The sequence below is a fragment of the Kibdelosporangium banguiense genome (assembly GCF_017876405.1).
Classification (GTDB): Bacteria; Actinomycetota; Actinomycetes; order Mycobacteriales; family Pseudonocardiaceae; genus Kibdelosporangium; species Kibdelosporangium banguiense.
Window position 1 is genome coordinate 11,589,202 of sequence record NZ_JAGINW010000001.1, and the last position, 22,648, is coordinate 11,611,849.

The following is a 22,648-nucleotide window of genomic DNA, read 5'->3' on the forward strand; positions in this document are numbered from 1 at the left end:
AGGAGCAGCGCGCGCCTGATGCATGCGGCGTTGGGCTGAACCAACTGTGAGTTTCGGATCTGCAACGCTGAGGTCACCCACGGACACATTCACATGTGACCACCAAGAGCCTGAGAGCGAGGATGGCGCCCGAACCCGAGGTCGAGCTCGACCAGCACAGCGACGCAGCGCTGTGGCGTCGTGCTGCGTCGGGGAACAAGGCGGCCTTCGGCGAGCTGTTCGAACGGCACGCCCAGGCAGTGTGGAATCACGCGTACCGGCTGACCGGGTCGTGGTCGCTGGCCGAGGACCTGACGTCGGTCACGTTCATGACCGCGTGGCGCAAGCTGAACGAGGTCACCCTGGTCCGCGACAGCGCGCTGCCCTGGCTTTACGCGGTCGCGGGCAACCTGGCGCGGTCGGAATACCGCAGTTCCGGGCGATTCACCCGGATGCTGCGCCGGGTCCCCACGCAGGAGGCGATCGAGGACCACGCCGAGTCGGTGGCCGACAAGGTCGACGGCGAGGCGAGGATGCGCGTCGTGCTGGACGCCATCGCGCGGTTGCCGAAATCCGAGCGTCAGGCGGTCGAACTGTGCCTGATCGGCGAGCTGCCGATCGCGGAGGCCGCCGCGGTGCTCGGACTGGAAGAGGTCAGCATCCGGTCGCGGATCTCGCGCGCCCGCTCCCGGCTGCGCAAGACGCTCGGCGGCGATCCCCTGGGGGAGGCGCCATGACCGAGTTCAACCAGCCTCCGCGCCGGGAGATGCCGCCGGAGGTGCGTGACCGCCTGCGCCGCCGGCTGTGGCGCGACCTCGACGTTCCGGCCAGGCCCCAGTACAGCCGGGCCAAGATGGCCATCGCGGCCGCGGTCAGCGTCACCGTGATCGCGGGATTCGCGGTCATCTTCGGGCGCGCCGTGCCCACCCCGGTGAACGAACCGGCGGACCAGGCGTGGGCGCCACCGCAGCAGGTCGTCACCCGGGTGCTCGACGACCAGGAGTCCAGCGCCGAGATGGACCGGTGCTACCAGGCCCTGGCGACCACCGGCCGGACGTCGCCCGCCCGGACACAGTGGACCAGCCAGTTCGCGAACACAGGCGCCGGTGGCATCTCGGTGACCGCGGTCCGCGCGGCGGACGAAACCTTGTTCTGCGAAAGCACATTGACGTCCGTGACCGTCTCCGACCCGGACGCCGAACCGATTTACGCGACCGATTCCGGGACCGGTGTGTTGTTCGCGACACCGAACGGCACGATCGCCGGGGTGGTCGACCCCACATGGCGTGGCCTCGAGGTCGAAGCAGCCGACGGCACGACGAGCACAGCCGTCGAATCGACCCCGGTCATGGGCCTGTTCGTGACCAACGTGGCGATGTCCGCCGGCCCGGATCTCAAGCTGTCGGTACGGGAACTGCCCGTCGACGAACCCGCGGAGCCTCTCGATGACGACGATCCGCGTTTCCCATACCGGGAGATAGCCTCGTTTCCACCCTATTCGGTGTCTCTTGTGGACAGACCGGTGTCCCCACCGGCGGATCGGACATCCCCGCGGGGACAGGCGCTGGGCAAATGCCTCGAAGCAGCCCAGGATCCGGTGCCGGACCAGGACAGCTGGCAACCTGGGGCGTCGGCCGCCATCAACGGCGAAGAATTCATCATGGCGTCCAACAGCAAGGCAGCGTCGCTCTGCCAGTGGCAGCCCAGCGGCCGCACGGATTCCGTGAGCACTCCGCCGGACATGCAGTTCCGCCACTACCTCCTGGCCCAGCCAGTACAGTACGTCGACGCGCTGCTGCTCCCGGCAGGCGCGGAAACCGACAGCGGCCTGCTCATCGCGGGCACCGTCCGGCCGAACGCGACCGCGATGAGCGTTGTCCTGGACGGGTCGGTCGAGTTGAACACCGACGTGCGGGCAGGCACCTTCCTGTCGGTGCTTCCGCCGTCGTTGCTCGACGAAACAGGATCCATCGACAAGCAACGCCTCGACGGACTCACGGTGGTCATCTACGACGCCAAAGGCAACACGCTCTACAGTGGCTTGTTGCATCCTCGCTAGGACTACGTTCCCTGGGCAAGGATTCCGTCGATGAGGACCCGCAGTTTCCAGGTCGCCCGGGATGCGGAGTCACCACTGGTCAGCAAGGGAGCAAGGGCGCGGATCGTCGGATAGTCCTCGACGGACAGTGCGGTGTGGACGGCGTCGAGCTGCGCGGTGACGGCGCCGGCAGGCTGTTCGCGGCGCCATGTCGCCTCCTCCAGGGCCGACGAGGCGATGTACTGCCCGAACAGGTCGACAGCCCAGGCGCAGGCTTCGTCCGCGACGCCCCCCACTCGCAACAACCGCAGCATCTCCTCGGTGATCCGTAGCGAGTTATGGCCTGGCGTGAGATCCGTCAGGCCGATCGCGGCGATGTCTCCGTGGGCCGCGAGAGCGTCCACTGTGCGTTTTATGAGCAGCACGAGCCGGGTCCGCCAGTTCCCGTCGGCATCGGTCGGCAGGTCCACGTCGGCTACCGCCAGATCGTGCGCCAGTGCCATCAGTTCGCGTCGGTCCGCGACGTAGACGTAGAGCGATGCCGGAGCGGTGTCGACGGCCGTGGCGACGCGACGCATGCTCACGGCAGCCGATCCGAGCTCATCGACCAGGTCGAGAGCAGCGGCGACGATCGACTCCCGGCTCAATGCCGGTTTGGCGGGGCGGGTTCGGGGGCTTCCGGGCATTCACCAAGCCTAGCGTTGACGTACATCGTTCGTTACGTACACTGTTCGTCACGAACATCGTTCGCTACTAACACCGTTCGCTAGGAGAAGACATGAGCACCCTGCTGGCAGCTGAACGCACCGCGACGCCCTACCGGTGGCGATGGCGCGTGCTGGCCGTCGTCCTGCTCGCCGGAGTCATGGACCTGCTCGATTCCACTGTCATGAACGTCGCGGCGCCCTCGGTGCGTGCCGGGATCGGCGGCAGCGAGGCGACACTGCAGTGGCTCGCCGCCGGCTACACCCTCGCGTTCGGTGTGCTGCTGGTCGTCGGAGGGCGACTCGGCGACCGGTGGGGCCGGCGACGGCTGTTCGTCATCGGTGCCATCGGATTCACGCTTGCCTCCGCCGCGTGCGCGGCGGCTCCGAATCCGTCCGTACTGATCGCGGCCCGAGTCGTGCAGGGCGCTCTCGGTGCGCTGATGATCCCGCAGGGCTTCGGCGTGCTGACCGGGGTGTTCGGCGACCACGAGCGCGGCCGGGCGTTTTCCCTGTTCGGGCCGGTAATGGGCCTGGCCGGGATCTGCGGTCCGATCCTGGCGGGCGGACTGATCGCGCTCGATCTGGGCGGGCTCGACTGGCGGCTGATCTTCCTGATCAACCTTCCGCTCGGTGCGCTCACGGTCTTCGGCGCGTTGCGCTGGATGCCTGCCGATCCCGGCGACCCCGGCGCCCGGATCGATCCTGTGGGCGTGGCGTTGGTGACAGCGGGATCCGCATTACTGGTCTACCCGCTCATCCAGGGACGCGAGAACGGCTGGCCATGGTGGAGCTTCGCCGCCCTCACAGCCGGAGTGCTGGCGTTCGCCCTGCTCGGCCGGCGCCAACGCACCAGTCCGTCCCCGATCCTGGTGCCGAGCCTGCTGGGCAAGCGCGCCTTCGTCGGCGGGCTCGTCGTGGCTGTCGTGTTCTTCACCGGTCTGGGTGGACTGCTGTTGGTTCTCTCGCTGCGCATGCAACTGGATCTCGGCTATTCCGCCCTGCAGGCCGCCGTGGCGCTGTCCCCGGTCGCCGCGGGGATCATGCTCGGGTCGCTCGCCGCCGCGCGGCTGACCCGCAGGCTCGGCCGCTCGATCCTGTACGTGGGCTTGGGAGTGGAGATCCTGGGCCTGCTCGGGGTCGCAGGCGCCGCAGTGTTCTCCGCGCCGCCCTTGGGGGCCGTACCACCGATGCTCGTGACCGGTCTGGGACTCGGACTGCTGTTCGGCCCGCTGATCCAGGCGGTGCTGGCCACGGCCGGCCCCAGCGAGGTCGGCAGCGCCTCCGGCAGCCTCAACGCTGCGCAGCAGCTCGCCACCGCGCTGGGAGTGGCAGTGGCCGGAACCCTCTACTTCGGACTCAACGGTGACGTCGCAGGCCTCGTCGCCGGAGTTCTTCTCGCCATAGCCGCCTGTCTCATTTCTGCCATCCTGGTGCCGGTCATCCCGCGCTCGCTGACCAAGGGCGGCGACCGGTGAGCGCCCTCGTTGTGTTCGGGGCGAACGGCGCCACGGGCCAAGTCATCGTTGAGGAAGCATTGCGCGCCGGCCACACTGTCACCGCGGCCGTGCGTGATCCAGCCGCCTTCCGGCAGGTCAGCAATGCACCGCTCAAAGTCGTCCGAGCCGACATACGAGACCTGGACAGCGTTCGCGCCGCCGTGACCGGCCACGACGCCGTCATCTCGGCGATCGGGCCGGCGGGACGAAAGGCCGACGGGCTCTATTCCTCGGGCGCCCGCACACTCGTCGCCGCCATGGTCGCCAGTGGTATCGACCGCCTCGTCGCGCTCTCCTCCAGTGGCGCGCGCAAGAACGATCCGAACCATCCGCTTTGGTACCGCGTCGTGGCCCGCACCCTGATAGGAGAACTCTATGGCGATATGCGCCTGATGGAGGACATCGTGCGGGACAGCCCGCTCGACTGGACTTTTGTCCGGCCCGCACGCATCGTCGACGAGCCACCGACCGGCGTCTACCGAGTCGAGGACGGCGTCAATCCCATAGGTGGCACGAGTGTCACCCGGGCCGACCTTGCCCGGTTCGTCGTCCATGCGGTCGACGACAAGCGCTGGTCGCGCAGCTTCCCGACGATCGCCCGGTGAGAAAGGCCCGCGGCGCATTTCCAGCGCCGCGGGCACGCCTGTCATTTCGGGTCGAGCACGAACACCGGGATCTGCCGGTCGGTCTTCTCCTGGTACTCCGCGTAGGACGGGTAGGCCGCGACGGCCCGCTCCCACCACTCGGCCCGCTCGCTGCCCTCGACCTCGCGTGCGGCGTAGTCCTTGGTCACGGTCCCGTCCTGCAGCGGGAACTCGGGGTGCGCCTTGATGTTGTAGTACCAGGTGGGGTGCTCAGGGGCACCGCCCTTGGATGCCACGACCGCGTACTTGCCGTCGTGTTCCACCCGCATCACCGGGGTGTAGCGCAGTTTGCCGGTCTTCGCGCCGCGCAGGGTCAGCAGCACGACCGGCGACCCGAGGATGTCGATCCCCTCGGTGGTCCCGGTCTCCAGGATCCTCTTGGTCTGGCCCTGTACCCATTCCGTGGGGCTGAGCTCTACGGTCTCGTCTGCCATGTTCCCGGTCAACGCTGCCCGGGCCGCTCTGATTCCCTGGCCTTCTGCCGCCGGACTTCCCAACATTTCCCAGGTTGTCCCACACGGGCCTGCTGGGCCGGTGGATGCTGCTTCGCTTTCCACGCAAGGTGAACCACCCCCGACACGGGAGTTTCAAATGCGAGTGCGAGGGTTGCGAAGAAAACTGACAGTCATGGCCTTCGGGATAAGCGTCGCCGCGATGGCCGTGGTGGGCGTACCGCAGGCAAGCGCGGCTCCGGTCGGCCCCTTGGCTGCAGCCCAGTTCGGAATCTGGCACAAGGACCAGGGCGACAACGGGCAATGCGGCTTCGAATACGGCGACCCCAAGCCGCACGAATGGAAGGACGTAGGCGAGTGGACGACGGCGATGGTGGTCGACACCGACAGCCGTCCCGGTGGATGCGAGCTGAAGTTCGGGCTGAACAATGCCGACGGTTCGCTCAACGGGCTTGTCCTTTCCTACTGGTTCATCCCCGGGAACACCGGTCAGTGCGGCGGCACGGCGAGTAACGTGCCGATTCCGTACTTCCCGTTCGCATTCCAGTACTTCTTCATGGACCCGATCATCGTCAACTCGGACAACAGGGTCGGCGGATGCGAGCTCACCCTGGCGATCTCCGGGCGAAATGACATAGCGCTCGATGTGCTGTGGGAATTCAACGGCGACGGCGGCCAGTGCCCCGGCGCCGACCCGCGCGGAAGCAATCAGCACAGGACAATCGACTCCACACAGGGACTCTCTGTCTTCTTCGAGACAGACGACCGTGGCGGGGCGTGCTTCCTGTCCTTCCGCCTGCGGCATAAGTAACGGCACATGTTCTGCGGATGCGGGTGGCCCCTGGGTCGCCCGCATCTCGTCATGCCGCACGCGGTGAACGGCGAACTGGGGTGGAATCCAGCTCAGACGAGTTCAAGCGGGTCAAGCCGGACGCGAATCGCTTCCGGCTCTTTCTTGGCTGTGCGCCCGGCCTGGGCGACAGTCAGCACGGCGGCCAGGGCGCGGCCGTCCACGCGTGGTGTCCTGATCAGGGCACGTTCGGTGGTCTCGTTGATCGGCACCGGGCCGAGGATCTCGCCGGATTCCGGCAGTTGGAGCTGATCGAGGAAGTCGGCGAGGGCGTTCGCCGATCCATCGACCGACGCCATCCGGACCGCGGGAGGGAACCCGAGTTCGGCGCGGGCGGCCAGTTCCTGCGACGCGTGCCAAGCCGGGTCCCATCGCACCAAGGCCTGAACCGGCGCGAACGACGAATCGGCCACGACAACGACCCGGCCGCCGTCGGACGCGGGTTTCACCAACGCGGCTGCGCCCATCCACCGGCGCAGGGTCTCCTCGGTCGCGCGTAGGTCCGCGCGGCCAAGCAAAGCCCAGCTGTCCAGCAAGAGCGCGGCGCCGTAGCCGCCCTCGGCAACCGGTTCGGCGCCGGGCGTGGCCACGATGAGCGCGGGCGCGTCCGACACTGTGGCGAGCACTTCCTCGGCGCCGGATGTCCGGACCGGGACACCGGCGAACGCGCGCCCAAGCTCCTCCGCGGTCCGTTTGGAACCGACGACAACCGCACGCAGCCGACGTGATCCGCAGTTGCCGCAGCGGAAAGCAGCTTCAGTGGCACCACACCACCGGCAGCCCGCAGGCCTCGCCATGCCGTCGTCATGGCCACCTGGCAACGCAAGCGGCCCCGCGCACCGCCGGCAACGAGCCGGTGCACGGCACTGCGCGCACGCAAGCGCGGGGACATACCCACGACGGGGAACCTGCACCAATACGGGAGCCCCGGCCTTGAGCGCGTCGCGTGCGGCCTCGAAGCTGACGGATGGCAACCGTGCCGCGCGGGCGGCTGGGTCACGCGCGATCTGGACGTCGGTCTCGCCGATCGCGGTGACGCGTGGCGCGGACCGCCTGAGCTCGTCGCGCGATGCCACAAGCTCGTGCGCCCATCCTGTCTCCAGCAGCAACTGAGCCTCGGAGGTACGCGCGAACCCGCCGATGAGCAGCGCGGCCCCGGTCTGGTGCGCTCGCAAGGTCAGAACTTCCCGCACATGCGGATACGGCGAGCGCTGGTCAGCGTGCAGGTCGTCGCCGTCATCCCAGATGACAACCAGCCCTGGGTCTGTGACAGGCGCAAACGCGGTCGCACGCGTGCCGAGAACGATCCGCGCGGAGCCGCGCAGGACCGAAAGCCACCGCCGATACCGCGTAGACGGCCCCAGATCGGCCGACAACGCCACAACGGCCGGTTCCCCGTCCTTCCCGACCAGGTCAAGGCACGCGGCGTGCAGACGGGCGACGTCGCGGTAGTCCGGGACGACCATGACGACGCCACGGCCGGTCGCGGCAACCGTGGTGGCCAGCTCGGCGAGTCGTTTCGGCCAGTCGTCGTCGGGCAGGGCCTGCCACACGGCGTGCGCGTTGCGGCCGGCTTTCAGGGCGTCCAGGAACGCCGGACCGCGCGGGTATCGGCCCCAGCCGGTCTCGGCAGGCGGCTGGACGGTGACCGGGTCCGCGGTCAGGGAGGCTTCCGTGCGGGCGTGCCGGGGCGGAATCGCCAGGCGCAGGACGTCCATCATCGTGCCCGCGTACCGGTCGGCCACAGTCCTGGCCAGCTGGGCGATCTGCGGCGCCAGGACCGGCTCGGAAGAGACGACCTTCTCCAGGTACATCGGCTTCGGGTGCTCGGACTCGGCGACCCGTTCGATCACATAGGCGTCCACGAGCCGGCCGGAGAACCGCACCCGGACCCGGCAGCCGGTCACGACCTGCTCGTCGAGCTGCTGAGGGATCAGGTAGTCGAACGGCTTGTCGAGGTGGGTCAGCGGGACGTCGACGTAAACGCGGGCAACCGGGAGCGTGGCGGCGGGTTGCCGCTCGCCCTTGTTCCGGGTGCCCGCGTTGACCATGCCCTGGTATTTACCAGGGCCATCGTTGCTAGAGACCGGCGGCCTGCTTCAGCGCCTCGGCACGGTCTGTGCGTTCCCACGGCAGGTCCAGCTCCGGCCGGCCGAAGTGCCCGTACGCCGCGGTGGGCGCGTAGATCGGGCGCAGCAGGTCCAGGTCCCGGATGATCGCGGCCGGCCGCAGGTCGAACACCTGGGAGATGGCCTGCTGGATCTTGGTGGGGTCGACGACCTCGGTGCCGAACGTCTCGACGAACAGGCCCACCGGCGCGGCCTTGCCGATCGCGTACGCCACCTGCACCTCGACGCGTGTGGCCAGGCCCGCGGCGACCGCGTTCTTGGCGACCCAGCGCATCGCGTACGCGGCCGAACGGTCCACCTTTGACGGGTCCTTGCCGGAGAACGCGCCACCACCGTGGCGGGCCATGCCGCCGTAGGTGTCGACGATGATCTTGCGCCCGGTCAGGCCCGCGTCACCCATCGGGCCACCGATGACGAACCGGCCGGTCGGGTTGACCAGCAGCCGGACGTTGGAGGTGTCCAGCGTCAGGCCGGCCATCTCCGGCTCCATGACCTGCTCGCGGATGTCGACGCCGAGCAGCCGCTCGAGGTCGATGCCGTCCGCGTGCTGCGAGGACACGACCACGGTGTCCAGCCGGACTGCCTGGTCACCGGCGTATTCGATGGTGACCTGGGTCTTGCCGTCGGGCCGCAGGTACGGCAGCACGCCGTCCTTGCGGACCTTGGTCAGCCGCTTGGAGAGCCGATGCGCGAGCGCGATCGGCAAGGGCATCAGCTCAGGCGTGTCGGTGCACGCGTAGCCGAACATCAGGCCCTGGTCACCGGCGCCCTGCCGGTCGATCTCGTCGTCGGCCGACTCGACCCGGGACTCGTACGCCGTGTCGACACCCTGGGCGATGTCCGGGGACTGGGAGCCGATCGCGACGTTGACTCCGCAGGAGTTCCCGTCGAAGCCCTTGGCCGACGAGTCGTAGCCGATCTCGAGGATCTTGTCCCGCACGATCGCGGGAATGTCCGCGTACGCCTCCGTGGTGACCTCACCGGCCACGTGCACCTGGCCCGTGGTCACGAGCGTCTCGACCGCGACCCGGCTGCGTGGATCCTTGCGGAGCAACGCGTCCAGGATCGAGTCACTGATCGCGTCACAGATCTTGTCTGGGTGTCCTTCGGTCACCGACTCCGATGTGAACAGCCGGCTGGCCTTGTTAGTCGCCATTACCCCTCACTTCATCCCGACAAGCCGCACGCACCAGGTTACTGAACACCTGCGGGGCCCGTGGGATACGTGCCGGAGTTCAGCACGAAGTCCCATATTCCGGCCGCCATTTGCGCCTTGGAGCCCAGTGCGATAGACCGTTCGGTCCCGTCCGCGGCCAGCAGCCAACCGGCGTTGTCCTCGGTCTCGAAGGCCTTGCCCTCGCCGACGGCGTTGACAACCAGCAGGTCACAGCCCTTGCGAGCGAGTTTCGCACGCGCGTGCGTGAGCACGTCGCCGGTTTCGTCACCGGTCTCGGCGGCGAATCCGACGATGATCGAGCGAAACTTGCCCGCCGCTCGAGCGGCGACCAGTTCGGCCAGGATGTCGGGGTTACGGGTGAGCGCGACCGGATCCGGATCGCGGTCGGACTTCTTGATCTTGTGATCGGCCCGGCTGACCGGGCGGAAGTCGGCCACGGCGGCCGCCATCACGATGATGTCCGCCTCGCCCGCCGCCTTGTGCATGGCTTCGCGCAGCTCAAGGGCTGTGCCCGCGTTGACGATGTCGACACCCGCGGGCTCCGGCAACGCGACGGTATGCGCGGACACCAGCGTGACCTGCGCGCCGCGCTGCGCGGCGACACGAGCCAGCGCGTAGCCCTGCTTGCCGGAGGAACGATTGCCCAGGTAGCGCACAGGATCCAGCGGCTCACGGGTGCCACCTGCCGACACCACGACCCGCTTGCCGCTCATGTCGCGTGGCAGGGCGTCCGGGCGCGCGAGCAGCAGCCGGGCCAGATCGACGATCTCGGCGGGGTCGGCCAACCGGCCTTTGCCGGTGTCCTTGCCCGTCAACCGGCCACTCGCGGGCTCGGTCACGATCACGCCGCGCGAGCGCAGCAACCCGACATTGTCCTGCGTCGCGGGGTGCTCCCACATCTCCGTGTGCATCGCGGGGATCATCAGAACCGGGCACCTCGCGGTCAGCAAAGTGCCGGTCAGCATGTCGTTGGCGTTGCCATGGGCGGCCCTGGCGAGCAGGTCCGCGGTCGCCGGCACGACCACCACCAGATCAGCCTCTTTGCCGATCCGGACGTGGGCCACATCGGGCACGTCCTCGAAGACCCCGGTGTACACGGGCTGGCCGGACAGCGCCTCGAACGTCGCCTTGCCGACGAAGTTCAGCGCCGAGGTCGTGGGCAGCACCTGCACCTGGTGGCCGGACTCGGTGAGCCGGCGCAGGACCTCGCAGGCCTTGTAGGCGGCGATGCCACCGCCGACCCCGAGCACCACCCGGGGACGGCCCGCGGTGGTCACTCGCCTTCGGTGTGCTCGAGCAGGCCGGAGTGGATCTCGCGCAGCGCGATGGACAGCGGCTTCTCGCGGGGACCCGGCTCGACGAGCGGGCCGACGTACTCGAGCAGGCCCTCGCCGAGCTGCGCGTAGTAGTCGTTGATCTGACGGGCGCGCTTGGCGGCGTAGATCACCAGCGCGTACTTCGAAGAGACCTTGTCAAGCAGGTCGTCGATCGGGGGGTTGGTGATGCCTTCGAGATTGGTCGTCGGCTCACCCAATGCGCCCAGCTCGGTGGTCAAAAGAACTCCTGTGCGGTTTTCAGACAGCGGTACCGGTTATCAAGGTTAGCAACTCCCCCGCGGCCTGCTTGACGTCGGTGTTCACCACGAGCGCATCGAACTCGCCCTGGGCGTCCAGTTCCTTCTCCGCCACCGCCAGCCGGTGCGCCACCACCGCGGGATCCTCGGTACCCCGGCCGGTCAGCCGGCCGACGAGGGTCTCCCATGACGGCGGTACGAGCATCACCAGCTGCGCCTCGGGCATCGCGGCACGCACCTGCCGCGCTCCCTGCAGTTCGATCTCGAGAATGGCCGGCCGCCCCGAGTCGATGGCCTCCAGCACAGGACGGCGAGGGGTGCCATAGCGGTTGCCGGCGTACTCGGCCCATTCCAGGAAGGCTTGTGCCGCAACCATTTCGTCGAACCGAGCACGGTCGACGAAGTGGTAGTGGCTGCCGTCCACTTCACCGGGGCGTTGCGCCCGGGTGGTCAGCGAAACGCTGAAGAAGATGCTGGGATCCATCCGGCGCAGCTCGGCGACCACAGTCGACTTGCCGACGCCGGATGGTCCCGACACAACAGTGAGCCGGGACCGGGCGCGCACACCCGTCCCCGGCTCGCTGCTGTTCAAGTGACGAGAAGTCACTCGCCGCTGAACTCGGCCAGCAGCGCCTTGCGCTGCCTGTCGCCGAGGCCCCGGAGACGGCGGCTTGGGGCGATCTGCAACCGCTCAATGATCTGGGTGGCGCGCACCTTGCCGACGCCGGGGAGGGCCTCCAGCAGTGCGGTCACCTTCATCTTGCCCAAGACCTCGTCGCTGTCGGACTGTGCGAGCACGTCCTTGAGGGTCGTGCCGCCTCGCTTCAGGCGCTCTTTGAGCTCAGCCCGGGCCCGACGAGCGGCAGCCGCCTTCTCCAGCGCTGCGGCCCGCTGCTCCTCGGTCAGCTGGGGAAGGGCCACGATTTCCTCCGTGGGGTGGGTGTTTCCGGATCGGGTGCTGGCGACCGTACCGACACGCCCGGGTCCAGGACAACGTGGGTCCGCGATCCTGCGCAGATCACGCGTGGTACATCAATGGTGACCCGTAGCCGACACGATCGCGTCACGGGTACGCAGAGCCTCGCTACGCAGCGCGAAGGCGTCCGGGCCCGCCCCAAGCACCCCTCTTGACGAGGTCGGAAGCACGTTACGCAGGGAGTTTCCGAAGACTGTCCGCAGATCGGACAGCGTGCCCCCTTGTGCGCCGAAACCCGGCGCGAGCACTGGTCCGTTGAGCGCGCCCAGGTCCACCCCGAGCGTGCCGATGGTGGCTCCGACGACAAGACCGATTCCCCCGATCGGGGTCACTCCGGCGTTGCGTTCGGCGGCAGCGTCTACGACCGTCTGCGCGATAGTCCGTCCGCCATTAGCCGCATGCTGTACCTCCGGTGCTTCAGGATTCGAGGTCAGAGCAAGGACGAAAACGCCCCGGCCGGACTTCTCGGCGGCCTGCAGCGCGGGCTCCAGCGAGCCGAACCCGAGGTACGGCGACAGCGTTACGGCGTCGGCCGCGAGGGGCGACCCGTCGGTCAGGTACGCGTCGGCGTAGGCCGTCATGGTCGAGCCGATGTCGCCCCGCTTGACGTCCAGCAGGACGATCGCGCCCGCCTCCTGCGCCTCCGCGAGGACCCGCTCCAGCACCGCGATGCCCTTCGAGCCGTGCCGCTCGAAGAACGCCGACTGCGGCTTGAGGACCGCGATCTCGCCGGCGAGGGCCTCCACGCAGGTCATCGCGAACCGCTCCAGGCCCGCCACGTCGTCGGCGAGGCCCCACTTCTCCAGCAGACCCGGGTGCGGGTCGATGCCCACGCACAGCGAGCCCCGCTGCTCGACGACCGTGGTCAGCCTGGCTCCGAACGGCGCCCTCATACCCATCTCCCTTGTGCCCCCAATGCCACATTGGGGGCGTCAGATGCCCCCAATGTGGCATTGGGGGCACACCTTCATGCGCGTCGCTGGGCTTTCAGGCCCTCTTGCAGGGCTTGCAGCGGACGGACGTGAATCTCGCCCCGGATCAGGGCCTCGATGCCCTGCACGGCCGCTGCGGCGCCCTGGATCGTGGTCACGCAAGGGATGTCGCGCGCCACCGCCGCGGTCCGGATCTCGTAGCCGTCCACGCGGGGGCCGCTGTTGCCGTACGGCGTGTTGATCACCATGACGACCTCGCCGTCCAGGATCACGCTCACCGCGTTGCGCACCGGCTGCGAGGTCTCGAAGTGCTTGGGCACCTCGGCACACGGAATCCCGTTGCGGCGCAGCACTTCCGCCGTTCCCTGGGTGGCCACGATCTCGAAGCCGAGGTCGGCGAGGCGCTTGACCGGGAAGATCATCGCGCGCTTGTCGCGGTTGGCCACCGACACGAACACCCGGCCGGTGGTCGGCAGCGAGCCGTAGGACGCGGTCTGCGACTTGGCGAACGCCTTGCCGAACGAGGTGTCGATGCCCATCACCTCGCCGGTGGACTTCATCTCCGGCCCCAGCAGCGAATCCACGCCGTGGCCCTCAGGCGTGCGGAACCGGTGGAACGGCAGCACGGCCTCCTTGACCGCGACCGCCGCGTCGGACGGAAGCTCGCCACCGTCGCCGGACGGCGGCAGCATGCCCTCGTCACGCAACTGCTTGATGGTCGCGCCCAGCATGATCCGGGCCGCCGCCTTGGCCAGCGGGACCGCGGTCGCCTTGGACACGAACGGCACCGTCCGCGACGCGCGCGGGTTGGCCTCCAGCACGTAGATCTGATCGTCCTTCAGCGCGTACTGCACGTTCAGCAGGCCACGCACGCCGACGCCCTTGGCAATCGCCTCGGTGGAGCGCCGCACGTTCTCCAGATCGGTGCGGCCCAACGTGATCGGTGGCAACGCGCAGGACGAGTCGCCGGAGTGGATGCCGGCCTCCTCGATGTGCTCCATCACGCCGCCGATGAACACCTCCTCGCCGTCGCACAGCGCGTCCACGTCGATCTCGATCGCGTCGTCGAGGAACCGGTCGACCAGCACCGGGTGCTCCGGCGAGACCTCGGTGGCCCGGGCGATGTAGTCGGCCAGCGTGGAGTCGTCGTAGACGATCTCCATGCCACGCCCGCCGAGCACATAGGACGGTCGCACCAGGACGGGGTAGCCGATCTCGTCGGCGATCCGCTTGGCGCCCTCATAAGAAGTAGCAGTGCCGTAGCGCGGCGCCGGGAGGCCCGCGGCCTGCAGCACCTCACCGAACGCGCCGCGGTCCTCGGCCAGGTGGATCGCCTCGGGCAGGGTCCCCACGATCGGGACCCCGGCGTTGGCCAGCCGCTGCGCCAGGCCCAGCGGTGTCTGGCCGCCCAGCTGCACGATCACGCCCGCGACCGTGCCGGACTGCTGCTCGGAGTGCACGACCTCGAGCACGTCCTCGAACGTCAGCGGCTCGAAGTACAGCCGGTCGGACGTGTCGTAGTCGGTGGACACGGTCTCCGGGTTGCAGTTGACCATCACGGTCTCGTACTGGTCCTCGCGCAACGCCATCGCCGCGTGCACACACGAGTAGTCGAACTCGATGCCCTGGCCGATCCGGTTCGGCCCGGAGCCCAGGATCAGCACCTTCGGCTTCACCCGCTGCGGCGCGACCTCGGACTCCGCGGCCGGATCGGACTCGTAGGCCGAGTAGTGATACGGCGTCCTGGCAGCGAATTCGGCCGCGCACGTGTCCACTGTCTTGAACACCGGCCGGATCCCGAGCCGGTGGCGCAGCGTGCGGACGCCGTCCTCGCCGGCCAGTTCCGGCCGCAGCGCGGCGATCTGCCGGTCGGACAGACCGGCGCGTTTCGCCCTGCGCAACAAGGGTTCGTTCAGCACCGCGGCGGCCAGGATCTCGGCACGCAGCTCGACCAGCGAAAGGATCTGGTCGACGAACCACGGGTCGATGCCCGAGGCCTCGTGCACCTGCTCGGCACTCGCACCCAGGCGCAGCGCACGCTCCACCGTGTACAGACGTCCGTCATGCCCCTTGGCCAGCTGTTCCATAGTGGACTCCAGCGTGGCGCCGGCCGGGTCGGGCGTGGTCCAGAAGCCGGCCGCCTTGGTTTCCATGGAGCGCAACGCCTTGCCGAGCGCCTCGGTGAAGTTGCGGCCCAGCGACATCGCCTCGCCGACCGACTTCATCGTGGTGGTCAGCGTCTTGTCCGCGCCGGGGAACTTCTCGAAGGCGAACCGCGGCACCTTCACCACCACATAGTCGAGCGTCGGCTCGAACGACGCGGGCGTCTCGCCGGTGATGTCGTTGGGGATCTCGTCGAGGGTGTAGCCGATCGCCAGCTTGGCGGCGATCTTGGCGATCGGGAATCCGGTCGCCTTGGAGGCCAGCGCCGAGGACCGCGACACGCGCGGGTTCATCTCGATGACGACCATCCGGCCGTTGCCCGGGTGGATGGCGAACTGGATGTTGCAGCCGCCGGTGTCCACGCCCACCGCGCGCAGCACGTCGATACCGACGTCCCGCATGTGCTGGTACTCCCGGTCGGTCAGCGTCATCGCCGGGGCCACAGTCACCGAGTCACCGGTGTGCACGCCCATCGGGTCGATGTTCTCGATCGAGCAGACGACCACCACGTTGTCGTGCCGGTCGCGCATCAGCTCGAGCTCGTACTCCTTCCAGCCGAGCACGCTCTCCTCGATGAGCACCTCGGTCACCGGCGACTCCGACAGCCCGAACGACGCCAGCCGCTCCAGCTCATCGGGGGTGTGTGCCATGCCGGAACCCAGGCCGCCCATGGTGAACGACGGCCGGATCACCACCGGCAGGCCCAGCTCGGCGACGGTCTCGCGGACCTCGTCCATCGAGTGGCAGACGCGGCTGCGCGGGGTCTCGCCGCCGATCTGGGCGACGATGTCCTTGAACTTCTGCCGGTCCTCACCGCGCTGGATGGCGTCGATGTCGGCGCCGATCAGCTCGACGTTGTACTTCTCCAGCACACCCCGCTCATGCAGCGCGACCGCGGTGTTCAGCGCGGTCTGCCCGCCCAGCGTCGCCAGGATCGCGTCCGGGCGCTCGGCCGCGATGACCTTCTCCACGAACTCCGGCGTGATCGGCTCGATGTAGGTCGCGTCGGCGAACTCCGGGTCGGTCATGATCGTGGCCGGGTTGGAGTTGACCAGGCTGACCCGCAGGCCCTCCTCGCGCAGCACCCGGCAGGCCTGGGTGCCGGAGTAGTCGAACTCGCACGCCTGCCCGATCACGATCGGCCCCGAGCCGATCACGAGCACGTGCTTGATGTCAGTCCTCTTGGGCATCTCAGGCCTCACCCATCACAGTCACGAACTGGTCGAACAGCGGCGCGGCGTCGTGCGGCCCGGCGGCCGCCTCCGGGTGGTACTGCACGCTGAACGCGGGCACGTCCACACACCGCAAGCCCTCGACGGTGCCGTCGTTCGGGCAGTAGTGGCTCACCTCGGCCACGCCGTACGGCGTGTCCAGTTTCTGGCCCGCCTCGCCCTGAAGGGCGAAGCCGTGGTTCTGGGCGGTGATCGCGACCCGGCCGGTGGCCGCCTCGATCACCGGCACGTTGATGCCACGGTGGCCGTAGGTCATCTTGTACGTGCCCATGCCCAGCGCGCGGCCGAGAATCTGGTTGCCGAAGCAGATACCGAACAGCGGGATGCGGCGTTCGAGCACGCCCTGGGTCAGTGCGATCGCGTGCGCCTGGGTCTCCGGGTCACCTGGGCCGTTGGCCAGGAACACGCCGTGCGGCTCGATCGCCAGCAGGTCGTCCAGAGTGGACCCGACCGGCATCACGTGGGTCTCGATGCCGCGCTGGGCCATCATCCGCGGCGTGTTGAACTTGATCCCGAGGTCCAGCGCGGCCACGCGGAAACGGGTCTCGCCGTCGGCCGGGACGATGTACGTCTCGGCCGTGCTGACCGCGCCCGACAGGTCCGCGCCCTTCATCTTCGGGCTGTCCTGGATCGTCTGAACCATCGTGTCGACGTCGGTCAGCGCGTCACCGGAGAACACCCCGGCACGCATCGCGCCCTGCTCACGGATGTGCCGGGTGATCGTGCGGGTGTCCACCCCCGCGATGCCGACGACTCCCTGGCTGACCAGCTCGTCGTTCAGCGAGCGGCGGGAGCGCCAGTTCGACGGGATCCTCGCCGGGTCACGCACGACGTACCCGGCGACGTGGATCTTTTTGGACTCGTCGTCCTCGTCGTTCCAGCCGGTGTTGCCGATCTGCGGCGCCGTCGCGACCACGATCTGGCCGTGGTAGGACGGGTCGGTCAGGGTCTCCTGGTAGCCGGTCATCGCCGTGCAGAACACGACCTCGCCCAGCGTGGTGCCCTCGGCGCCGAACGCCTCGCCCCGGAAAACCCGGCCGTCCTCAAGAACCAATGCAGCTGGTTTCACTTCGCTGCCCCTCCGTTTGCCAGGCCTTGCAGCGCTTCGACCCAGTCTGCGTACACGTCTTTGTCATCGCCGCGGAAACCCGTGTCGAGCTCATGCTCGCCCAGCCGCCAGCGCACCACCAGCAGTCCGTCGCGGGCCATCACCTTCCCGGCGATCGCCCGATCGGTCCGGGCGCCGACCACCGAGCCTGCCGGGATCCACACCCGGTCGGCGCCTTCCCGGTCGAACAGCACGCCGTCCCCGGTCAGGTGCAGCGTCGCGGCCGCACGGAACCCGATGTCGCCGATGGCCACCCGGTCCTGCCAGCTTTTTGTCGTGGTCGTGCTGATGTACACGCCGGTCGCCGGCTTGAGCAGGTCCTCACCGAGGGCCTGCGGCGGCTGCGGGAACTCCGGCAGCACGGCGTCCTGCCGGCGGGCCCGGTTGCGGTAGCCCCACCACATGGCCAGCACACACAGCAGGAAGAAGGCCACGATCGCCAGTGTCAGCACGACTCTCATGAGGCGACCCGCCCGTCTCTGGCGGTCACCTTGCCGCGCAGCAGGGTCCCCTTGATCACCCCGGGAAGCCGCATCCCCTCGTAGGGGGTGTTGCCCGCCAGACTGGCCAGTTGCGCGCCATTCACGGTCCACACGGCTTCGGGGTCGACCAGCACGAGGTTGGCAGGCTCCCCCACCGCGATCGGGCGGCCCTGGTCGGGCAGCCCGGCGATCTCGGCGGGCCGCTCGCTCATCACCCGCGCCACTCCGCGCCAGTCCAGCAGGCCGGGCCGGACCATCGTCTCGATCACCACCGACAGCGCGGTCTGCAGGCCGAGCATGCCCGGCCGGGCAGCGGACCACTCACAGTCCTTGTCCTGCGGGGCGTGTGGCGCGTGGTCGGTGGCCACGCAGTCGATCACGCCTTCGGCCAGGGCAGCGCGCAGTGCCTTCGTGTCCGAGGACGTGCGCAGCGGCGGGTTGACCTTGTTGACCGGGTCGTAGGTCTCCAGCCGGTCGTCATCCAGCAGCAGGTGGTGCGGCGTGACCTCGGCGGAGACCTGCGTGCCGCGAGCCTTCGCCCAGCGCAGCACGTCGGCAGTGCCCGCAGTGGAGACGTGGCAGACGTGCAGGCGCGCGCCGACATGCCCGGCGAGCAGGCAATCCCGGGCCACGATGGACTCCTCGGCCGCGGCGGGCCAGCCGGCCAAGCCGAGCCTCGCGGCGGCTTCGCCTTCGTGGGCCTGGGCGCCGACGGTCAGCCGCGGCTCCTCGGCGTGCTGCGCGATGAGGACGTCCAAGCCGCGGCTGTACTCCAGCGCACGGCGCATGATCAACGGGTCCGCGACGCACATGCCGTCGTCGGAGAAGATCCGCACGCCCGCCAGGCTGCGCGCCATCGCGCCCATCTCGGCGAGCCGCTCCCCCTTGAGCCCGACTGTCACCGCGCCGATCGGATGCACATCGACCAGCGCGACCTCACGGCCACGCCGCCACACGTGCTCGACTACAACAGTGTTGTCAGCCACCGGGTCGGTGTTGGCCATGGCGAACACAGCCGTGTAGCCACCGAGCGCGGCCGCGGCCGAACCCGTCTCGATCGTCTCGGTGTCCTCGCGGCCCGGCTCACGCAGGTGCGTGTGCAGGTCGACGAATCCCGGCAACGCGACGAGCCCATCGGCTTCGATGACGTCCCCGGGCCGCTCGCCGGTGTCACCGGCCGCAGTGATCTCTGCGATCTGGCCGTCCTCGACAAGGATGTCGACCGGCGCACCTTCGCCGTAGGGCACGGCGCCTTTGACCAGCGTCGTCGTCAAGCGACTTCTTCCTCTCCGGCGAGCAGGTGGTACAGCACAGCCATGCGGACGTGGACTCCGTTCCGGACCTGGTCGGTTATCGCCGCTCGCGGCGAGTCCGCAACTGCCGACGCGATCTCCATGCCGCGCAGCATCGGTCCGGGATGCAACACGACAGCGTGTTCGGGGAGCAGGCGCATGCGCGCCTCGGAGAGACCGTATGCGATCGAGTACTCCCGTGCAGAGGGGAAGAAGCCGCCGTGCATCCGCTCGGCCTGCACGCGAAGCAGCATGACAGCGTCCACAGCGGACAGTTCGGCGTCGAGTTCGTGGGACACCGTTACAGGCCAACTGTTCACGCCCGTCGGCAGCAACGTGGGCGGCGCGACCAGGACGACCTCCGCGCCCAGCGTTGTGAGCAAGTGCACGTTCGATCGGGCGACCCGGCTGTGCAGCACGTCACCCACGATCGCAACGCGCCGGCCGTTGAGACCGCCGAGCCGCTCGCGCAAGGTCGCCGCGTCGAGCAGGGCCTGCGTCGGGTGCTCGTGCATGCCGTCGCCCGCGTTCACGACGGACGTGTGCGTGCCGGACAGCCAGTTCGCCAACCGATGCGCTGCACCCGACGCGGGGTGCCGCACGATGACGCAGTCCGCGCCGGCCGCGGCGAGCGTGAGCGCCGTGTCGCGCAAGGACTCGCCCTTGCTGACCGACGACCCGCTGGACGAGACGTTGACGACGTCGGCGCTCATCCACTTGCCGGCGATCTCGAACGACACGCGGGTGCGGGTGGAGTTCTCGTAGAACATCGTGATGACCGTCCGGCCGCGCAGCGTCGGCAGCTTGCGCACCTCGCGCCCCAGCAACGCCTGCTTCAACGCGCCCGCTGTGTCCAGGACGGCCGTCGCCGTGTCGCGGTCGAGGCCTTCACAACTCAGCAGGTGCTTCATCCGACCAGCTCCACAGCGTCGTGCCCATCCAGTTCCTCGAGACTGACCACGATGTCCTCGCTCCGGGAGGTCGGGACGTTCTTGCCCACGTAGTCCGCGCGGATCGGCAGCTCCCGGTGGCCCCGGTCGACGAGCACGGCGAGCTGGACCGCCCGGGGACGGCCATGGTCACGCAGCGCATCCAGGGCAGCACGCACGGTTCGCCCGGAATAGAGCACGTCGTCGACGAGCACGACGAGTTTGTCCTCGATCCCGCCCTCGGGCAGGTTCGTCGGCTCGAGCGGGCGATTGGGCCGCCGACGCAGGTCGTCGCGGTAAAGCGTGATGTCGAGGACCCCGGTGGGGACGTGGACTCCGCTGAACTCCGCAATACGTGCTGCCAGTCGCTCCGCGAGCGGTGCGCCCCTGGCCGGAATGCCGATCAGCACGACTGGAGCAGCATCAGCAGCACCGAGAGTCGTTTTCTCGATGACCTGATGGGCCATTCGGGCGACGGTGCGCGCGACGTCCCCGGCCGAGAGCAGCTCGCGCCGCCCGCCGGGATCCGCCGCGCCACGGGTCCGTGGCACAGGCGTGGACCTCCTTCCCCGCCTCTCTGGACGGGTCGTTAAAGGATGTCGAGGACCCTCACTACCAGGGTCATCAGGGACGTTACCAGGACTTCGCGGTACACCTTCCGGGTGGTCTTCGGGTGGATCTCGATACTGCAACCGAGGGAGGTGCTTGACCTGCCGACCACAACAAGTAACCATTACTCTGCGTATCGATCTAAGCAGAGACCCGTCGGCACCCCTTCCCGGCCGCCGGGGTGAATGAAATGGAGAACCGCCACATGGGCGATTACGCCAAGGCGCTAGGGGCCAAGCTCCGCGGCATCCGCCAGCAGCAGGGCCTGTCGTTGCACGGCGTCGAGCAGAAGTCCGGCGGACGCTGGAAGGCGGTCGTCGTCGGCTCCTACGAGCGCGGCGACCGTGCGGTGACCGTGCAGAAGCTGGCCGAGCTGGCCGACTTCTACGGGGTCCCGGTGGTCGAGCTCCTGCCTGAGGGAAGGGTCCCCTCCGGCGCCGAGCCCGCCACCAAGATTGTGATCAACCTGGAGCGACTGCAGCAGCTACCGGCCGAGAAAGTCGGCCCGCTGGCACGCTACGCGGCCACCATCCAGAGTCAGCGAGGGGACTACAACGGCAAGGTGCTGTCCATCCGGACTGAGGACCTGCGGTCACTCGCCATCATCTACGACATGACCCCTGGTGAGCTGACCGAGCAGCTCATCGACTGGGGCGTGCTGCCGCCGGAGGCCAGGCCCTCCAAAGAGGACTGAGTTCAAGGGGGAAAGGCTCAGCCCGGGTTGACACACTGCCCGGCTGCGCGCTGGGGGTCCTGCCTGACAGGGTGGCGCGCAGCCGGTCGGCGATGACGTCGGTCATCAGCTGTGCCCGCGCACAGCAGCGTGAAATTCGTGGCGCGCATCTACATCTAGAGGGTGGCGCGCAATCTGTCGGCGATCGTGGCGATCCGGCCGAGCAGGCCGTTGACGAACCGCGGCGAGTCGTCCGTGGACAGCATCTTCGCCAGCTGCACAGCCTCGTCGATGGCCACCGGGTCCGGCACATCCGAAGCCCACAGCAGCTCGTACAGACCGAGCCGGAGCACCGCGAGGTCCACCGCGGGCATCCGGTCGAGCGTCCAGCCCTCCGAATGCTCGGCGAGCAGCTCGTCTATCCGGGTCAGCTGCGTCTGCACGCCTTCGACGAGCGTGACGGTGTAGTCGTTGACCGGCGGGACGTCAGGCGAGCCGACCCGGTCGGCCAGCAACGTGACCGGGTCGACGTTCCTGAGCTGCGCTTCGAAAAGCAGGTCGACCGCGCGTTTGCGGGCTTTGCTCCGAGCACCCATCTCAGCTGGAGACGCGGCCGAGGTAACGGCCGTCCCGGGTGTCGACCTTGACCTTCTCACCGGTGGAGAGGAACAGCGGGACCTGGATCTCCGCGCCGGTCTCCAGCGTGGCCGGCTTGGTGCCGCCGGTGGACCGGTCGCCCTGCAGGCCCGGGTCGGTGTGCTGGATGACCAGCTCGAGCGAGGTCGGCAGCTCGACGTACAGCGGCACGCCCTCGTGGGTGGCCACGACGACCTCGGTGTTCTCCAACAGGTAGTTCGCCCCGTCGGCGACCACGTCCCGGGAGACCGTGATCTGCTCGAAGGTCTCGCCGTCCATGAACACGAAGTCCTGGCCGTCGGCGTAGAGGTACGTCATCGAGCGGCGGTCGACGGTCGCGGTCTCCACCTTGGTGCCCGCGTTGAACGTCTTGTCGACGACCTTGCCGGACAGCACAGCCTTGAGCGTGGTCCGGACGAAGGCCGGGCCCTTGCCTGGCTTGACGTGCTGGAACGACACAACCGTCCACAACTGGCCCTCGATGTTGAGGACCAGGCCGTTCTTCAGGTCGTTGGTGGTGGTGGCCACGGGTTCGACTCTCCTGTTATCAAAGTTCTAGGACGTGTTCGCT

At 68.5% G+C, this 22,648-nt stretch carries 23 protein-coding genes; 6 read left to right on the forward strand and 17 right to left on the reverse strand.

What is annotated here, in order from left to right:
* Window positions 1–122 precede the first annotated feature (122 nt).
* Entirely contained in the window at window positions 123–716 is a 594-nt protein-coding gene (locus tag JOF56_RS51815; protein ID WP_209649004.1) for an RNA polymerase sigma factor, read from the forward strand.
* The gene (locus JOF56_RS51820) at window positions 713–2,038 is read left to right on the forward strand and encodes a hypothetical protein (RefSeq protein WP_209646798.1); all 1,326 of its coding nucleotides are present in this window, start codon (window positions 713–715) and stop codon (window positions 2,036–2,038) included. Before JOF56_RS51815 ends, JOF56_RS51820 begins: the two co-directional genes overlap by 4 nt.
* Before the next feature lie 2 nt (window positions 2,039–2,040).
* Here JOF56_RS51820 and JOF56_RS51825 read toward each other — a convergent pair whose 3' ends face one another.
* Window positions 2,041–2,703, reverse strand: a complete 663-nt coding sequence (locus tag JOF56_RS51825; protein WP_209646799.1) for a TetR/AcrR family transcriptional regulator — start codon at window positions 2,701–2,703, stop codon at window positions 2,041–2,043.
* Between the two features lie 92 nt (window positions 2,704–2,795).
* On the opposite strand from JOF56_RS51825, the gene JOF56_RS51830 reads away from it, so the two are divergent.
* Both JOF56_RS51830 and JOF56_RS51835 read left to right on the forward strand, forming a co-directional pair.
* Complete coding sequence (locus JOF56_RS51830; RefSeq protein ID WP_209646800.1) at window positions 2,796–4,199, forward strand: MFS transporter; 1,404 nt, start codon at window positions 2,796–2,798, stop codon at window positions 4,197–4,199.
* On the forward strand, window positions 4,196–4,825 hold the full coding sequence (locus JOF56_RS51835) for an NAD(P)-dependent oxidoreductase (protein ID WP_209646801.1): 630 nt from the start codon (window positions 4,196–4,198) through the stop codon (window positions 4,823–4,825). Before JOF56_RS51830 ends, JOF56_RS51835 begins: the two co-directional genes overlap by 4 nt.
* Before the next feature lie 41 nt (window positions 4,826–4,866).
* Here the strand turns inward: JOF56_RS51835 and JOF56_RS51840 are convergent, their stop codons facing one another.
* Complete coding sequence (locus JOF56_RS51840; protein ID WP_209646802.1) at window positions 4,867–5,298, reverse strand: nitroreductase family deazaflavin-dependent oxidoreductase; 432 nt, start codon at window positions 5,296–5,298, stop codon at window positions 4,867–4,869.
* 193 nt (window positions 5,299–5,491) lie between these two features.
* Between JOF56_RS51840 and JOF56_RS51845 the strand changes: the two genes are divergently transcribed.
* A complete protein-coding gene (locus JOF56_RS51845) occupies window positions 5,492–6,127 on the forward strand; it encodes a hypothetical protein (protein WP_209646803.1) in 636 nt (211 codons plus the stop codon).
* A gap of 92 nt (window positions 6,128–6,219) precedes the next feature.
* Here JOF56_RS51845 and JOF56_RS51850 read toward each other — a convergent pair whose 3' ends face one another.
* The 13 genes from JOF56_RS51850 to pyrR all read right to left on the reverse strand — a co-directional run bounded on the left by JOF56_RS51850 (window position 6,220) and on the right by pyrR (window position 20,710).
* Entirely contained in the window at window positions 6,220–8,217 is a 1,998-nt protein-coding gene (locus JOF56_RS51850) for a primosomal protein N' (protein ID WP_209646804.1), read from the reverse strand.
* Between the two features lie 28 nt (window positions 8,218–8,245).
* Window positions 8,246–9,451, reverse strand: coding sequence for a methionine adenosyltransferase (metK, locus tag JOF56_RS51855; RefSeq protein ID WP_209646805.1), 1,206 nt, complete (start codon window positions 9,449–9,451; stop codon window positions 8,246–8,248).
* 38 nt (window positions 9,452–9,489) lie between these two features.
* Window positions 9,490–10,749: a bifunctional phosphopantothenoylcysteine decarboxylase/phosphopantothenate--cysteine ligase CoaBC gene (gene coaBC, locus JOF56_RS51860; protein WP_504739852.1), complete on the reverse strand. Its 1,260-nt coding sequence runs from the start codon at window positions 10,747–10,749 to the stop codon at window positions 9,490–9,492.
* A complete protein-coding gene (gene rpoZ, locus JOF56_RS51865) occupies window positions 10,746–11,027 on the reverse strand; it encodes a DNA-directed RNA polymerase subunit omega (RefSeq protein ID WP_033390145.1) in 282 nt (93 codons plus the stop codon). The genes coaBC and rpoZ overlap by 4 nt, the downstream gene beginning before the upstream one ends.
* 19 nt (window positions 11,028–11,046) lie before the next feature.
* Window positions 11,047–11,637, reverse strand: a complete 591-nt coding sequence (gmk, locus tag JOF56_RS51870; RefSeq protein ID WP_245378773.1) for a guanylate kinase — start codon at window positions 11,635–11,637, stop codon at window positions 11,047–11,049.
* A gap of 11 nt (window positions 11,638–11,648) precedes the next feature.
* Window positions 11,649–11,966, reverse strand: coding sequence for an integration host factor, actinobacterial type (gene mihF / locus JOF56_RS51875; protein WP_033390147.1), 318 nt, complete (start codon window positions 11,964–11,966; stop codon window positions 11,649–11,651).
* Between the two features lie 111 nt (window positions 11,967–12,077).
* Window positions 12,078–12,914, reverse strand: coding sequence for an orotidine-5'-phosphate decarboxylase (gene pyrF, locus JOF56_RS51880; RefSeq protein ID WP_209646807.1), 837 nt, complete (start codon window positions 12,912–12,914; stop codon window positions 12,078–12,080).
* 74 nt (window positions 12,915–12,988) lie between these two features.
* Complete coding sequence (gene carB, locus JOF56_RS51885) at window positions 12,989–16,306, reverse strand: carbamoyl-phosphate synthase large subunit (protein WP_209646808.1); 3,318 nt, start codon at window positions 16,304–16,306, stop codon at window positions 12,989–12,991.
* Window position 16,307: 1 nt separating this feature from the next.
* Complete coding sequence (carA, locus tag JOF56_RS51890; RefSeq protein ID WP_209646809.1) at window positions 16,308–17,417, reverse strand: glutamine-hydrolyzing carbamoyl-phosphate synthase small subunit; 1,110 nt, start codon at window positions 17,415–17,417, stop codon at window positions 16,308–16,310.
* Window positions 17,414–17,917 carry a PH-like domain-containing protein gene (locus JOF56_RS51895; protein WP_209646810.1) on the reverse strand — a complete coding sequence of 168 codons (504 nt, stop codon included), beginning with the start codon at window positions 17,915–17,917 and terminating at the stop codon, window positions 17,414–17,416. The genes carA and JOF56_RS51895 overlap by 4 nt, the downstream gene beginning before the upstream one ends.
* Window positions 17,914–19,212 carry a dihydroorotase gene (locus tag JOF56_RS51900; RefSeq protein WP_209646811.1) on the reverse strand — a complete coding sequence of 433 codons (1,299 nt, stop codon included), beginning with the start codon at window positions 19,210–19,212 and terminating at the stop codon, window positions 17,914–17,916. Before JOF56_RS51900 ends, JOF56_RS51895 begins: the two co-directional genes overlap by 4 nt.
* Entirely contained in the window at window positions 19,209–20,141 is a 933-nt protein-coding gene (locus JOF56_RS51905; protein ID WP_209646812.1) for an aspartate carbamoyltransferase catalytic subunit, read from the reverse strand. The genes JOF56_RS51900 and JOF56_RS51905 overlap by 4 nt, the downstream gene beginning before the upstream one ends.
* Window positions 20,138–20,710 carry a bifunctional pyr operon transcriptional regulator/uracil phosphoribosyltransferase PyrR gene (pyrR, locus tag JOF56_RS51910; RefSeq protein WP_209646813.1) on the reverse strand — a complete coding sequence of 191 codons (573 nt, stop codon included), beginning with the start codon at window positions 20,708–20,710 and terminating at the stop codon, window positions 20,138–20,140. Before pyrR ends, JOF56_RS51905 begins: the two co-directional genes overlap by 4 nt.
* Before the next feature lie 263 nt (window positions 20,711–20,973).
* Between pyrR and bldD the strand changes: the two genes are divergently transcribed.
* Entirely contained in the window at window positions 20,974–21,462 is a 489-nt protein-coding gene (gene bldD / locus JOF56_RS51915; RefSeq protein WP_003096372.1) for a transcriptional regulator BldD, read from the forward strand.
* Between the two features lie 155 nt (window positions 21,463–21,617).
* Here the strand turns inward: bldD and nusB are convergent, their stop codons facing one another.
* Window positions 21,618–22,037 carry a transcription antitermination factor NusB gene (gene nusB, locus JOF56_RS51920; protein ID WP_209646814.1) on the reverse strand — a complete coding sequence of 140 codons (420 nt, stop codon included), beginning with the start codon at window positions 22,035–22,037 and terminating at the stop codon, window positions 21,618–21,620.
* Between the two features lies 1 nt (window position 22,038).
* Window positions 22,039–22,605 carry an elongation factor P gene (gene efp / locus JOF56_RS51925; RefSeq protein ID WP_209646815.1) on the reverse strand — a complete coding sequence of 189 codons (567 nt, stop codon included), beginning with the start codon at window positions 22,603–22,605 and terminating at the stop codon, window positions 22,039–22,041.
* Window positions 22,606–22,648: the final 43 nt, after the last annotated feature.